The sequence below is a fragment of the Lentzea atacamensis genome, from assembly GCF_003269295.1.
Classification (GTDB): Bacteria; Actinomycetota; Actinomycetes; order Mycobacteriales; family Pseudonocardiaceae; genus Lentzea; species Lentzea atacamensis.
In genome coordinates, this window is record NZ_QLTT01000013.1 from 17,104 (window position 1) to 31,216 (window position 14,113).

6 protein-coding genes are annotated in these 14,113 nt (G+C 66.7%); 2 read left to right on the plus strand and 4 right to left on the minus strand.

What is annotated here, in order from left to right; genetic code table 11:
- Positions 1 to 14 precede the first annotated feature (14 nt).
- Complete coding sequence (locus C8D87_RS46510; RefSeq protein ID WP_170166753.1) at positions 15 to 875, minus strand: DUF5753 domain-containing protein; 861 nt, start codon at positions 873 to 875, stop codon at positions 15 to 17.
- Between the two features lie 1,258 nt (positions 876 to 2,133).
- Between C8D87_RS46510 and C8D87_RS40125 the strand changes: the two genes are divergently transcribed.
- Positions 2,134 to 8,295, plus strand: a complete 6,162-nt coding sequence (locus C8D87_RS40125) for a PA14 domain-containing protein (protein WP_215732622.1) — start codon at positions 2,134 to 2,136, stop codon at positions 8,293 to 8,295.
- A 33-nt stretch (positions 8,296 to 8,328) separates the two neighbouring features.
- Positions 8,329 to 8,694 carry a hypothetical protein gene (locus tag C8D87_RS40130; RefSeq protein WP_112231436.1) on the plus strand — a complete coding sequence of 122 codons (366 nt, stop codon included), beginning with the start codon at positions 8,329 to 8,331 and terminating at the stop codon, positions 8,692 to 8,694.
- A 203-nt stretch (positions 8,695 to 8,897) separates the two neighbouring features.
- Here C8D87_RS40130 and C8D87_RS40135 read toward each other — a convergent pair whose 3' ends face one another.
- The 3 genes from C8D87_RS40135 to C8D87_RS40145 are packed head-to-tail and all read right to left on the minus strand — an operon-like array spanning position 8,898 to position 13,824.
- A complete protein-coding gene (locus tag C8D87_RS40135) occupies positions 8,898 to 10,844 on the minus strand; it encodes a TniQ family protein (protein ID WP_170166754.1) in 1,947 nt (648 codons plus the stop codon).
- The gene (locus C8D87_RS40140) at positions 10,841 to 12,787 is read right to left on the minus strand and encodes a TniQ family protein (protein WP_112231440.1); all 1,947 of its coding nucleotides are present in this window, start codon (positions 12,785 to 12,787) and stop codon (positions 10,841 to 10,843) included. Before C8D87_RS40140 ends, C8D87_RS40135 begins: the two co-directional genes overlap by 4 nt.
- Complete coding sequence (locus C8D87_RS40145) at positions 12,784 to 13,824, minus strand: TniB family NTP-binding protein (protein WP_215732623.1); 1,041 nt, start codon at positions 13,822 to 13,824, stop codon at positions 12,784 to 12,786. Before C8D87_RS40145 ends, C8D87_RS40140 begins: the two co-directional genes overlap by 4 nt.
- Positions 13,825 to 14,113: the final 289 nt, after the last annotated feature.

The window sequence follows — 14,113 nt, forward strand, 5'->3', positions numbered from 1 at the left end:
CTCAACCCCTCTCGTTACTGCTTCCACAGGTCGTTTCTCAGCGTAACGAGCAGGTCGCGTGACTTCTCCGGCGAGAGCGCCCGCTGCCGGATCTGTAGAAAACGCTTCTCGTAGAACGCTCGTCGTGCACGAATGTGGTAGGTCGCTGACTCGCCGTGCTGGGTGTATGCGTAGGTCTTGCCGGGCTGCGCGTCGAACCGCACAATCGTGAAGTCTTGCCCCATCAATGGGTAGGCGCCTGCCGAGCGCGGAATGATCTCGATCCGGTGCCTGTGGGACTCTTCGATGAGCCGGTCGATCTGCTCCCTCATGACCGCGGCACCACCGATGTTGCGCCGCAGAACGTCCTCGTCGTAGATCACGTTCAGACGGAGCGGGTTGTCACGCGCGAGGCACTTCTGCCGGTCCAGGCGGAGTGCCTCTGATCGGTCGAGATCGGCCTCGGTCAGCTCCGGGTCGACTTCGGCGCGGACGCTGCGGACGTAGCTCGCCACCTGATGCAGACCGAAGACGTACTTACCGTGGTAGACGTCGAGTTCCGACGCGCGTTGCTCATCGGCGAAGTAGTCGCTGGCGAAGCCGGGCACTGTGTCGCCATGGGTGACAAGGATGCTGTCACCGTCAGGCCTCTCGAGCTGCCGGACCAACTCGTCGATCTCGTGCTCAGCGACGCCGTACACCTGTCCGAGGTGGCGAATGTGGCGTGACGTGATCTCGCGATCAGCTTGTTCAAGCCGGCGATCCCGGCGGTGCGGGTAACGAGGCCGTCCTTCTCCCAGCGGGTGAGGATCTTGGGTGCGGTCGACTTGCCGATTCCGGCGGCGGTGGACAGGGCGGTGGCGGTGCTGCCGGGGTTGTCCCGGAGTGCCTGCCACAGCTTCTCCTCGGTCTCCGTGCGCGGCTTCGCCGTGTCGGTCGCCGGAGCTGGGACGGCTCGAAGGGTACGGTTGGTGGACATGACTACCTCGCAGTGGTGACGTTTCGGATTGGGTGGTCATGCCCCGGCCGGAGCTGGTGCGGCCCCTGGTGCGCATCCGGTGGTGTGTCGGGCCGCACGACTATGGACGCTTCCTTCGGCGCATGAAGTCAAGCGGTACATCGAAAAACCCCTTGTCTCCTGTGGACATACGCCGCTGTGACGACCAGCGATATCTGTCACTTGCCAGGGGTACTTGTCACCAGGGCGTTTCGCTGCGGTCGATGGCGGCGAGCTCGTCGGGCGAGGTTGTCGAGACGCTGCTGAACGGCGGTGTAGTGGTGACTGTGGTGCCCAAAGGGACATGCTGGACGGCACGTTGATTCGGAGGTGGCGCACCAGGTTGCGGGCTGGAATGCAGATCCATCGCCGCGAGACCTTTGCCCGGTCTGCGAGCACCGCTCCGCGCCCTGCTTGCCAGCGTTGGCCAGTTCGGTGAGCCCCCGTTGGGACGCGTTGCAGTGTCTTATGGTGGCGCTGGCGAACGTGCTCGGCGAGGAACTGCGGGTGGTCAGCACGCATGAGATCCGTCTTCCCGGTGCAAGCGCAGGACTCTTCCACCGCCGCAGCGGTCGTCTGATGTGGTCAGTCCACCGATGATGGCGAGCAGATCCTTCTCGACGGTGCAGTTCATCTCGACCAGGCGATGACGTCCGTTGTGGCCAACTTCTGCTGCAGCAAGAAGGCGGCGGGATTACTCCATTCGGACTCTATGGTGTGTGGTCAGTGTTAATTAGCGTTCCTTCGGGTACGCCGGGTAACTCTGCGATCACCGGGTGGTGATCATCGCTCGGCGGTGGGCTTGAGGGGGGTCATGCTGATGTCGCGCGCCAAGCAGCCGCTTCGCAGGTCGATGTTCACGTCGTTCTCGCCCGACTTGCCAACAGTGCGTTGTGCTGGCCTTCGCTGGTTATCCGTGACCTGCTGACAATCGAGGTTTCGTTGTTGGTGGGGGTTCACAGCGCAGTTGTTCCCCCGTACCGGCGCGCACCGCGGCACAGTGCGCTCTCAGGTTGACGCGGAGTTGTGCTGGTGACAGTTGCCGTGCCGATGGATTCCTGTTGTTCCTCGTTTCCCTGGGAGTGCGGATGAGTCTGCTTGGTGTCAGACGGACAAAGCGGCCATACAGACCTGGAGGTAGATCGCCGGTTGCCGCCATGCTCGTGGCGGCATTGGTCGCCTCCGTAGTACCGGCGGTACCGGCGGTCGCGGTCGCGACTTCACCTGCGGCGTATCACGATCCGCGTGAGTTGTCGTCGTGGCCGAATCCGAAGCAGGAGGGCCGCAAGCACGACTTGCCGAAGGCGGCGGGTGATTTCCGGCCGTTGATGGGCGCGGATGCCGGCAAGGCCGCATCGAAGTTCGATGCGAAGTCCTCGAAGGAGGTCGGCCGGGCGGAGAAGTCTGTCGATTACGTCAACTCGGACGGCACCAGGACGACGGTGTTGTCGAAGGTGCCGGTCAGTGTCCGTGATGACAAGGGCGCCTGGCGACCGGTCGATACCCGGCTGACCGAGGATCGCGGTTCCAAGCGCGCGAAGACCGGTCTGCACCAGTTGAAGCCGGAGTTCGCCGCGTCCGCTGAGGACCGTAGTCTGGTCACCCTGGGGCCGGTGAGCCTGGGTGAGTCGGGTCAGCGGATCTCGGTCGCGCTCGAGGGCGCGCGCCGGGTTGGCCGTCAGATCAAGGACTCGAAGGCGACCTACGTCAACGTGCTGCCGGACACCGATCTGGAGTACGAGGTCGAGCCGGGCAGTGTCAAGGAATCCATCATCCTCAAGAAGCCCACGCAGACGAGCAGCTGGGTGTTCCGGATGGACACCGGGTCGCTGACTCCGTCGCTCAAGGACGACAGTGTGCTGATCTCCGACGCCAAGGGCAAGGTCGTGGCGTCGTTGCCGCCGATCGTGACCTGGGACTCCTCGGGCAGTGCCAAGGACAACAAGGCTCCCGCGCAGACCGGTGGCACCTACGGGCTCAAGCAGGACGGCAAGACCTGGCTGCTGACTGTCTCGGTCGACCCCACGTGGCTGAACGACAAGGCGCGGGTGTTCCCGGTGATCGTGGACCCGACCTACACCTACGGGTTCAACAACGACGACGAGTCGAGGGCCTACAAGTCCGACGGCTACCAGTGCACCAACTGCGGTATCGCGGTCGGCAACTCGAAGTCCGGGCCCGGCGGCGGTGACTCGATCTGGCGCACGGCGTTCCGGCACGACTTCACGCCGTTGTTCGGCAAGAACATCATCGGCGCCCGCTACGACTTCTGGCGCAACGCCCAGACCGGGTCGAACTTGTCGTGGCAGTCGAACCTGCACCACGCGACCTCCTTGGACATCAACGGGATCGGCCAGCACCTGGCGTCGGGGCCGATCGGTGACCGGGGCTCGATCCAGTCCAAGACGCTGACCGACTTCATCGCGGGCAAGGTCAACGCGCGGGACAACAGCACCTGGTTCATGCTCACCGGTTCGGAGGGCAGCGACTGGTCGTACAAGAACATGCAGGTCAACCTCATCGTCGACCACGGCACCGCGCCGCCCGCGACGTCACTGGTGAGCCCGGCCGACGGCAGTGTGCTGACGAGCCTGACGCCGACGTTGTCGGTGAGTCCGGTGAGCAACCCGTCCGGGGACGGCACGCTCTACTGCTTCAAAGTCGCCACCGGCGCGGACGGCCAGTCCGGCATCGTCGTCGACTCCGGCTGCATCACCGGCAACACCTGGACAGTGCCGCAAGGTGTGCTCACCGACGGCACGAACTACACCTGGACAGTGCTGACCGCGCTCGCCGGTGGGGTGACCACGACGCATCCGGGATGGACAGGGCACTTCAAGGTCGACCAGCGCATCGGTGACACCGGCCCTGCACCGAAGGACACGGTGGGTCCGGTGACGGTGAACCTGGCCAACGGCAACGTCCACCTTGAGGACGCCGGGCCGACGTTCAACACGGTAGCCGGTTCGTCCGGGCTGACGTTCAGCTACAACTCCCAGGCTAGCGAACCCTTTGGGTTGCGCGCCTCGTACTTCAACGACTCCACCCGCTCCGGGACGCCTGATGCGAACCCGGTGCTGGTGCGCAACGAGCCTCAGGTCAACTCCGACTGGGGCACCGAGTCGGTGTTCGCGCCGGCGTTGGCGCAGGATTGGTTCGTGGGCCGCTGGGAGGGTTTCTTCCAGGTCCCGGTGACCGGCACGTACCACTTCGGTGGTGTGCACGCGAACGGCGCGAAGATCTGGGTCAACAACACGTTGGTGTACAACAACAAGAACGCCTCGGACGTCAACTTCGCACTGACGAGCCAGAACGGCCCCGTGACCGAGATCGCGCTGACGGCAGGCCAGCGAGTACCGATCAAGGCCGAGCTGTACCACTCCAGTGGTCCTGGCCGGATGAAGCTGTTCGTGCAGACCAACGAGGCCTCGAACAAGGCGGTGCCGCCGCAGATCATCCCGGCGTCGTGGCTGTACACCCAGGACCTGCCCGCATTGCCGTTCGGCTGGCAGCTGGGCGCCAACCTGACCGGTGACGGCTCCACCTACACCAAGGCCCAGGTACAGGACCAGACGATCGTCCTCACCGACGGAACCGGCACCAAGCACACCTGGACCAAGACCACGACCGGCACCTACACCCCGCCCGCGGGTCAGGACGGTGTCCTCGGCCTGGACACCGGCGGCAAGATCACGCTGCACGAGGGCGGCAACGTCTACAACTTCAACGCCGACGGCACTCTCGCCTCGGAGTCGTCTGTTCTGGACAGTCGCAAGCCCGCGGCGAACGCGATGAGCTGGAACGGCACCCCGTCCCGCCTGTCGCAGATCACCGACCCGGTCTCGCAGCGCTCGCACAAGTTGTTCTACAACCGGCCAGGGGACGACTGCTACGCCGGCCGCACACCCCCGCCAGAGGGGGACACGCTGCCGCCGTCGCAGATGCTGTGCCGCATCCAGTACTGGGACGGCTCGCAAACCTACCTGTGGTACCGGGGTGGCATGTTCTCGCGCATTGAGAACCCCGGTAACGACTTCACCGACTACGGCTTCAACGCCGACGGCACGATCGTCGCGACCCGCGACTCCAAGGCGGTGGACTGGGCTGCACAGGACCCGGCCACCCGCAACATCATCGAGACGTACACGGTCGTCAACTACGGCACGGTCGGCACCCGCAAGGGCGCCACCAGCGTGCAGACCCCGGTGCCCAACGGACAGGCCGGGCAGCCCGGTGGTGGGCGTCCCGCGCACGCCTACCGCTACGACCCTGCCAATCGGCAGACCTTCATGGATATCTCGTGGCACTACCCGGCGTCCGGCTACGCGATGAAGGTGACCTATGACGACGCCGACCGTCAGCTGACCTCGACCGATGCGACGGGCAAGACGACGTCGACGACGTGGAACAGTAAGGACAAACAGCTCACGTCGACTGATGCCGCAGGGCGGATGTCCTCGACGGTCTATGACCACAACGACCGGCCCATCGACCAGTGGGGGCCGGCACCGGCGAGCTGTTTCACCGGGCAGCACCCCACCGCGGCCTGCGCGGCGACGATGCCGCACACCCGCACCAACTACGACGAAGGCATGCAGGGCCTGGCCGTTTCGTGGTGGAACAACACCAGCATGACCGGCACCGTGAAGACGTACGTGACGGGCGGCCTGGGCGCTGGCGGTGCGGTCGACGCGCACTTCGACGGCACCACAGCACCAGCCGCCGGTCTGGGTGGCGCGGGATACTCAGCGCGCCTCACCGGCGAAATCACCTTCCCGGACGCGGGTCAGTACACCCTGAAGGTCGTGGGCGACGACGGGGTGCGGCTGTGGATCGACGACAGGCTTGTCGCCGACGGTTGGCGCGACCAGGGGCCAACCCCTTACACCGCCAGCTACACGCCGCCGGCCGCGGGCGCGATCAAGCGCATCCGCATCGACTACAACAACACCGGCGGCCCTGGCGATCTGCACCTGCACTGGACTCGACCCGGTGGTGCCGAACAGATCGTGCCCGGCACCTACCTGCGGCCCAGCTATGGCTTGGTGACCTCTACTGCGAAGGGCGAGTCCGCCGGCGTACCGGACAAGGTCAGCTCGACCAGCTACACCGACAACGGACTTGACGCCGCGTACGGCCTACCGACAAGCACGCTGAACGCGGGCATCACGGTGCGGAACAGCCACGAGCCGGTCGGCAGCGGATATCTGCGCAGGACAGGCAAAACCATGCCAACCGGTGCGCAGAGCACGGATGTCCACTACGGCGACACCGAGACGCGGGACAACCCGTGCACCACAGAGGTCGAGTCGATCAACCAGGGAGGCTTGGTCAAGCTCACCCGCCTGCCCGCCCCGGCATCCGGCACCGCCCGGGAGGACGAGCAGATCTACGACGCCTCTGGCCGGATTGTCGCCAAAGGCACCAGCGGAGCCTGGACCTGTACTACCTACGACGGCCGGGACCGGGTGACCTCGGTGAAGTACCCGGCCACCTCCTCGGCACCCGAACGCACCATCACCACCAACTACGCCGTGAACGGCGATCCGTTGATCACCTCGGTGTCGGACTCCAACGGAACCATCACCACCAAGACGGACCTGCTGGGCAAGGTCATCGAGTACACCGACACCCAAGGTGTACGAACGCAGACCACCTACAACCTGGCAGGCCGCATCACCTCGGAGACGGTGACCCCGCCCAACGCGGCCGACGCGGCGCAGACCACCACCTACACCTACGACGATGCTGGTCGTGTGCTGACGGTGTCCCTCGGTGCAACGGTGCTCGCGTCAGCCGCCTACGACGCGGCGGGCGAGGTGGCCTCGGTCAGCTACACCGGTGGCAGTGCCCTGGCGTCCGTCGGCAAGGACTCTGCGGGCCGGACCGTGTCGCACGCGTGGCGAACCAGCGACAACGTCCAGGTCGACTCGACCGTGGTCCGCACCCGTGCGGGCACGATCATCGACGAGACACTGGGCGGAGCCGACGCGCGGCCAGGTGGCTCGAACTACGTCTACGACGCGGCCGGCCGGTTGACCGAAGCGTGGGTGCCGGGTCACCACTACACCTACGACTTCACCTCCAACGCGCCAACAGGCTGCCCGACCGGCACTCAGGGGAACGCGGGCCTGAACACCAACAGGGTCCGGCTGCTGGATGAGACCTCGTCCGGCGTAGCGGAGACCGGCTACTGCTACGACGCGGCGGATCGGCTGCTGACCACCATCGGCGCCAACGGGGTGAGCGACGTCCGCTACGACAGCAGCGGCAGCACCACCCAGTACACGCAGGGTGCGACCACGACGTACCTGTCCTGGGATGGCGCGGACCGCAACATCGCGGTACGAGTCACCGGCGCCGATCCGGCGAACGTCTCCTACGTCCGCGACGCGACCGACCGCGTCGTGCGCAGAACGGCCACCCTGGGCGACACCAGCACCGACGTGCGCTACGGCCACACCGGCGACGGGGACACGGCCGATCTCGCCCTCGGCCCGGACAACAGGATGCTGTCGCGCAGCATCAGCCTTCCCGGTGGCGTGCTGTACACCTGGAAGCCGGACACGTTCACGTTCGATCACCCGACAGTGCGTGGTGACCTGGCGCTGACGACCGGCGCGGACGGCAAGCAGGTCGGCGGGTTGCGCACGTTCACGCCATTCGGTGAGCCACTGCGTACCGACGGCACCATCGACCCGGACAACGTCCCGGACAACATGCCTGGCCAGATGGACCACGGCTGGCTCGGACAGCACCAGCGCCCCTACGAGCACGCCGGAGCGCTGTCGATCGTGCAGATGGGAGCCCGGCCCTACAGCCCGCTGCTCGGCCGTTTCCTGTCCGTCGACCCGGTCGAGGGCGGCAGCGCCAACGACTACGACTACGTCAACGCCGACCCGATCAACATCATGGACCTGGACGGCAAGGTCGTCTGGTTCGTGGTGGTCATCGGCGTGCGAATCGGTGTGCAGGTCGCGGCTCGGCAGGCGGCGAAGAAGGCGGCGCAGGCAGCTGCCCGCCAGTTTGTTCAGCGTGCGGCAAACAACCGAGCGTTCGTTCCCCACGTCGGCACACGCGCCCCCAAGGGCGCTGTGCGGGAGAAGTGGCTCAAGGACAACAACTGGCGTTGCGCCACCTGCGGTGTCAAGATGAGGCCTGGCCAGAAGAGCGTCAAGGGTCAAAAGCATTATCACAACGAAGCCACGGCGGGGCATGTCTTTCCGAAGGCGCGTGGAGGCCCCCACGTCTACTTCCCGCAATGTCGGGGGTGTAATATGCAGTGGGGTGACCGTTATCGCGGGATAGTCGCGTTTTAGGTCACCAGCTCGACGACCTGGAAGAGGCATAGCATGGCGGACGACGCGAAGCCCGAGAAGACTCAGAAGCCCAAGCGGCTCAAGTGGTTCTTCAAACAGCCGCGGCGTACCTCCTGCTATGCCTCTTTCTCGGTTGCCATGGGCGAAGCCGAGGTGCGTGCCGTAGTGCGTCATTTTGACGGTGACTGGCACTTCCTCTCGGAAGCTTCCGTAAACGGGACAGGCGACAGCCTCGCCATGGCCGAGCTCGGTTTTATCGCCGACACCCACCCTGAAGTGGTTCCGCTATACGGAATGGAGCCGGGATGGGTGGCGACCTGGGATGCATCGACCAACTTTTGGGAAATTGTTGAAATGGATGAATCCTGGACAAAAATTGCCGAGCGTCCCAGGGATTAGCGACGCAACAGCTGGCTCGCCAGATGGCTCCAAGGTGGTAAGCCGATTCGGAATTCCGGGCGACAGTCCAAGGGGCCGATCAACTCTTGCCTGTTCGCCTGTGAATGAGGGCGGTGGCACTCTCGTCAGCCGCACTGCCGCCGACAGTCGACCCACAGGGCACCACTTGCAGCCGGCCAGACGCCGGGTCCCGGAATCCCTGATCATCGCACTGTTCTTTCCCTCCCCGGCCACGACGGCACCCCGACATCGATGGCGGCGGAGAGCGTGTCGGCGAAGGCGTCGAGGCGTTGCCGGAGAGCGGTGTAGTGGCCTGCGGGCTGGTCTGCGCTGATGAATGGCCATCTCGTGTGGACGTGCCGGATGAGTGGTCCGCCTGGTCGAGGCTGGTCGAGGTTGGGGCGGATGGCGGGGGCGAGGAGGTGTTCGCCGTGGGTGATGCGGACCCAGACCCAGACGGATGCGAGGAGGCGTTTGCTGTCGCCCCAGTCGATGTAGGGGCGGGTCGGGCCGGAGTGGGGTTGTTCGGGCAGGCCGGCGATCAGGGTTTCCCATTCGTCGGGCGAGAGCGACCAGGTTTTGAGCGCGTCGCGTCGTTTGCCGTAGTCGGTCCGGGTGACTGTGGTGTCGAGGCGCTGGGCGATGTTGTGGATGGCGCGGCCGAAGGCGTCGGAGGCGTGGTCTCGGAGCTTCTGTTTGACGACGGCGAGTGCGTTTTCGCTGGCGTAGTAGGGAATCCCGAGTAGTTCTGCGGCCTCGGTGGCGTGGCCGCCGACGCAGATTTGCGCGAGGCGGGCGGCAGCGGCGCGGCGCAGTAGTTGGGGTTTGACGTCGGTGATGTGTGCGAGGTGTTCGGCGTGCCATCCCGGCAGTAGGTGTTGTGGGATGTGCTGGACGCCGAACTGGACCGGTTGCGGGCGTGGGGATCGTGGTCGGCAGCGGACTCCGAGTTCTTTCATCACGTTGCGGGCTCTGATCTCGAGGCCGAGTGCGGTGCGCAAGCCGGGCGAGCAGTGTCCGTCGCCGGCGAGGAACTGCCGGGTCCAGTGCGAGGTGTTGGCAGGCGCGGGGATCACGAGCGTGCGCAGCAGTGTGCGGACCTCATCGACGGAGGTGGTGCTGGTGATCTGGTGGGCCAGGGCGAGCAGATGCGCGCCGGCAGCGGAGTCCAGGGGTGGCTTGTCGTAGAAGGCGATTTCCCGGACGGTCCGGCCGGATCGGCGGATGGTGTCGATCTGCTCGCGGGTGTTGCGGACGTGTTCGTCGATCGCCTGTGCGGCGGATGCGGCGGGTGTGAGGAGGTCGCGGGCCGCCGGCCAGGATGACGCGATGAGGCAGCAGATCAGGCGTAGGTCGACGAAGTAGCGTGCTGGGTCGGTGGGCTGTCCGACGCTGGTGATCGTCTCCGCTGTGCCCGCGAGGAGCAGGCTGAGCAGGCGCGATTGAAAACGGAGGAGCTCGCTGTCGTCGGGGAGAGCTGGTCGGTGGTGTGATGGATCGTCGAGTCGGGTTCGGCAGACGCGCCCGCGGGTGTGGTCGTTGTGCGTGGTCGCGATGACGTTGCGGCAGTGGACAGGATGCAGATCGGCGTTGGTGGGTTGCGTCAGCAGTTGGACCTGGCCGGTGGCGCGGTGGTGGGCGGGCTGGTCGCATCCTGGGCAGAAGTGCTGGAGCTGCCGCCGGTGCAGCGGGCAGGCGAACACGACGGGTAGCCGCCAGATGAGTTGCCAGGCTCCGCCGTGCTGGTCTTGGATCGGGCTGCCGTCTCCGGCCAGGCAGTCTGGGCAGTAGCGGCTGGAGCGGGAGAACACCCAGTTCTCCTTGACGAGAATTCCGTGGTTTTGGCGCTGGCGGCCGGAGAACGCGGGATTCACCGGCGGGTAGCGGTCGGCGAAGCTGATCAGGGTCAGCGCGGTGGCTTCCTCGGCGGACAGGTGTGTGGCGCGAGCGAACGCCTCGGCGTGCTCGGGTGAGAGGGAGTGCAGTCGGCCGGCGGGAATCGTGGGCAGAAGCGGATTGGTCAGTCCGGTGAGAGTGGCGACCCTGGCAGGTGAGAGATCGAGCCTGTGAGCCAGCCGCAGGAGATAGCCGGGCAGGGACTCGCCGGGCAGAGGGCTGAGGCTGCGGGGAAGCGGCCGGATTCCGGTCATCGTGCGGTTTTCCATGGCTGGTGGTCGGCGTCACCGGTGAGGTCGATGTGGCCAGCGAGGTCGCGGGTGTAGGTGTCGAGGAGCTGCCGCAGCGCGGTGTTGTGCGGGCGTGTGCGGGGCTGGCGCAAGCGGGCCCAGAACGCGTAGTCGCTGAGCCTCCAGGCGTCGTGCTGGTGTGCGGGTTGCTGGTCGCGTAGCGGGTGCGGGGCGAAGACGTGTTCGGTGCCGGTGACGCGGGCCCAGACGTAGATCGACGCGCTCTGCCGTTTCCGGTCACCGAGCTGCGGTGTGGGACCGGGAATCCCTTCTGCCGAGGGAAGTTGGCTGGTGAGCCAGCTCCAGGTCGTCGGGTCGATGCACCAGTCGCCGCGCAAGGCGGTCCGGCGCTGGCCGTAGTCGATCAGATGCGGGGTGGTGTCGAGTTGGTCGACCAGCCGGTGCAGGGCGGTGTCGAACTCGTGCGGATCGTCGCGGGCGCGGGCCCAGCGGTGCAGTGCCTTGGTGCTGGAGTAGCACCGGGTGTGTGTGGCCGGGGTGTCGGGGAGGCCGAGTCGCTGGGCGGCCTGTTTGATCGAGCCGCCGGCCGCGAGCTGACACAGGTGTAGCGCCGCGCCGCGGCGGAGGTGGACTTCGGCGATGCCGGTGAAGTGTCCGAAATGCTGGTCGTACCAGTCTTGTTGCAGGAACTGGGCGATCTGCGCGGGACCGAACGGCGTGCGGCGGATGGGCGCGTGCAGTCCGCGGGGTCGTCGGGCGCGGGTGTAGGTCTGCAGGACGGGAGCGACAGCCAGCCGCATGCCCGGCGAGCAGGCCGGCCGGTCCTCCAGGAAGGTCCTGCTCCAGGCGGCCCGGCCGGGGCGGCGGTCGTCGTGGGCCAGCAGGCGCCGCAACACGGTGCTCAGCTCTGGGGGCGAGCTCAGCGTCAGCAAGCTGTCCGCGGTGGCCAGCAGTGTGGCGCAGGCAACCGCGTCCAGTGGCGGTGACTTGTGACGGTGCTGGATACCTTGGCTGCGGCCTCTGCTGGTCGCATAGTGAGCGGTGGACTCGTGCTGTTCGATCAGGTCGGACAGGTGCTCGTCGAAGGCGTCACCGAGGTCGCGTGTGGGAACGAGGTCGCGGCCGTAGGGCCAGGAAACGCGGATCAGGTAGGCGAGCATCTGCAGGTCGACGAAGTAGTGGCGGGCGAGAGTCTCGTGGCCGAGCACGTCGATGCGATCCGGTCGGTCGGTGTCGAGCGCGGCCAGGATGCGGTGCTGCAGGCCGAGCATCGCGGCGCAGGGCGTACTGGCCGGCCGGTCGCGTGCGGCAAGCCAGGCGGCGCAGGCGTTGCGTTTCACCCCGCGTGCGACGAGGCCGACGGTGGACCGGCATTGCGTGGGGTGCAGCCTGGTGGTGGTCCATCGGGAATGGCCGGTGCCGCGCTTGACGTGGACGGGCTGGCGGCAGGCCGGGCAGTGGTGATCGAGGAAGCGATGGTGCTCGGTGCAGGCGAACACCACGGGCAGCCGCCAGGTTCGGCGCCAGGCGCCGCCCAGTTCCCGGCCGAGCTGGGTGTCGTCACCTGCCAGGCAGTCCGGGCAGTAGCGAGTGGAACGGGTGAACAGCCACCGGTCGAAGTAGGTGGTGCTGCCCCACCGGTTCGGGCCGCGTGTGGGTTTGGCGGCCGGGTAGCGGTCACCCAGCGCGCTGAGGAACAGGGTGTCGGTCTCGGCCGGGGTCAGCTTGGTGGCGTGCGCGAAGGCGTCGCGTGCGGCGGGAACGACGTGGACGGTCAGGCCCAGGGCGGCGGCGTTGTTGTGGTGTCCGGTGTTCAGGCCGGTGAGCGTGACCACACGGGCGGGTGTGAGGTCCAGCCTGTAGGCCAGGCGCAGCACGAAACCGACGATCGACTCGTCGGGCAGCGGGTCGAGGCTGCGGGGAAGTGGCCGGCGGTGCGCGGTCATGCTCCCCGGCCGCTGTGCTGACTGCCGCTGGCGGGGATTCCGGTGTCGTCGAACACGGTGTTGCGTGCCTTGCGGCGGCCTTTGGTGTCCGACTTGACCGCCGGAACCCGCGGGATCTCGCCGGCGGTGGCGTCGCGGGTGGGATCGTTGCCGAGGTTGATCAGGATGCTGTCCAGCAGGTCCGCGGTCAGCTTCTCGGCTCCGGTGTCGACCGCCTCGGTGCAGCCGTCCTCGATGAGGCGTTCCAGCAGTCCGATCACGCCGCCGGTGCGGCGGAACAGGTACTCGGGCATCGTGCCACCGGTGAGCATTCCGGCGTGGGCGTGGAACAGGCGCAGGTGTTGCTCCAGCCCGGCCAGATGGGCGGTCCAGGCGGCGATGCCTTCCGCGGTGTCGTAGCGGAATGGCTCCAGGTGAACCAAGTCGAAGCGCCGTTCGGTCTGGGTGGCCGGGTCATCCCCGGCAGACGCGCTGGCGGGTGGCGGGAAGACCCACTGGCCGGTGCGCGGGTCGTGGCGTCCTTCGCGCAGCAGCCCGGAGCCGGGGATATTGACGCCGATGAGCACGAGCGTGGTGTGCATGCTCATGAAGGCGCGCATCAGATCGAGGGTGTCCTGGTCGTCGGCGCGGTGCATCTTCAGCCGGGTGATGTCGTCCAGGAGCAGCACCCGGTTGCCGTGGTCGCGCAGCGAGGTGCGGACCGCGCGGGTCAGCTGCGGCAGGGTCATTCCTTTGTGGTCGGCGCCGAAGAAGTCCAGGATCGCCTGGCAGGTGCTCTTGGGTTTGGCGGTCACCGGGGTCTGGACGTAGGCGACCGGGGCGTGCAGGTCGCGGGTGCCGGGGATCGCGGTGGGGTTGAGCTGGTGGTGCAGGTCCAGCCAGGCGTCCTCGAACGCGGCGGCGATCTCGCAGGCGGTCTCGGTCTTGCCCTGGTAGCCCCCTCCCGTGATCATCAGTTCGGGACGGGTGGTCGGCTTGTGCTTGAGCGCGTTGGTTTGCAGCCGGGACCGCATCAGCCGGGCGACCGCGGCGCTCATCGGTGTTTCCTGCAGCGGCAGGTTGGCGTGGCTGGCGGCGCGGTGCAAGTCGTGCAAGGCCCGCTTGCGAGGACTCAGCGCGCGGTAGTCGGCCAAGTTCAGCAGGTGCGGGCTGGAAGGTGTGCCGCGTCAGCCGCCACTGCCGCCAGCCCTCGACGGTCTCGCGGTCGGCGACAGGTCCGGGCAGGACGAACGGGATGGCCGTCTGATCATCGGGATGCTGGGTCATGAGGCGCTTTCCGAGTGTTGCGCGGATGATGCAGATGCAGATGCGGATGGTTCGGTGTCG

Excerpts from the sequence above, each read along its gene's own strand:
- C8D87_RS40125 (WP_215732622.1), top strand. The coding sequence starts at position 2,134 with ATGCTCGTGGCGGCATTGGTCGCCTCCGTAGTACCGGCGGTACCGGCG.
- C8D87_RS40130 (WP_112231436.1), top strand. The coding sequence starts at position 8,329 with ATGGCGGACGACGCGAAGCCCGAGAAGACTCAGAAGCCCAAGCGGCTC.
- C8D87_RS40140 (WP_112231440.1), bottom strand. The coding sequence starts at position 12,787 with ATGACCGCGCACCGCCGGCCACTTCCCCGCAGCCTCGACCCGCTGCCC.
- C8D87_RS40135 (WP_170166754.1), bottom strand. The coding sequence starts at position 10,844 with ATGACCGGAATCCGGCCGCTTCCCCGCAGCCTCAGCCCTCTGCCCGGC.
- C8D87_RS40145 (WP_215732623.1), bottom strand. The coding sequence starts at position 13,824 with ATGAGCGCCGCGGTCGCCCGGCTGATGCGGTCCCGGCTGCAAACCAAC.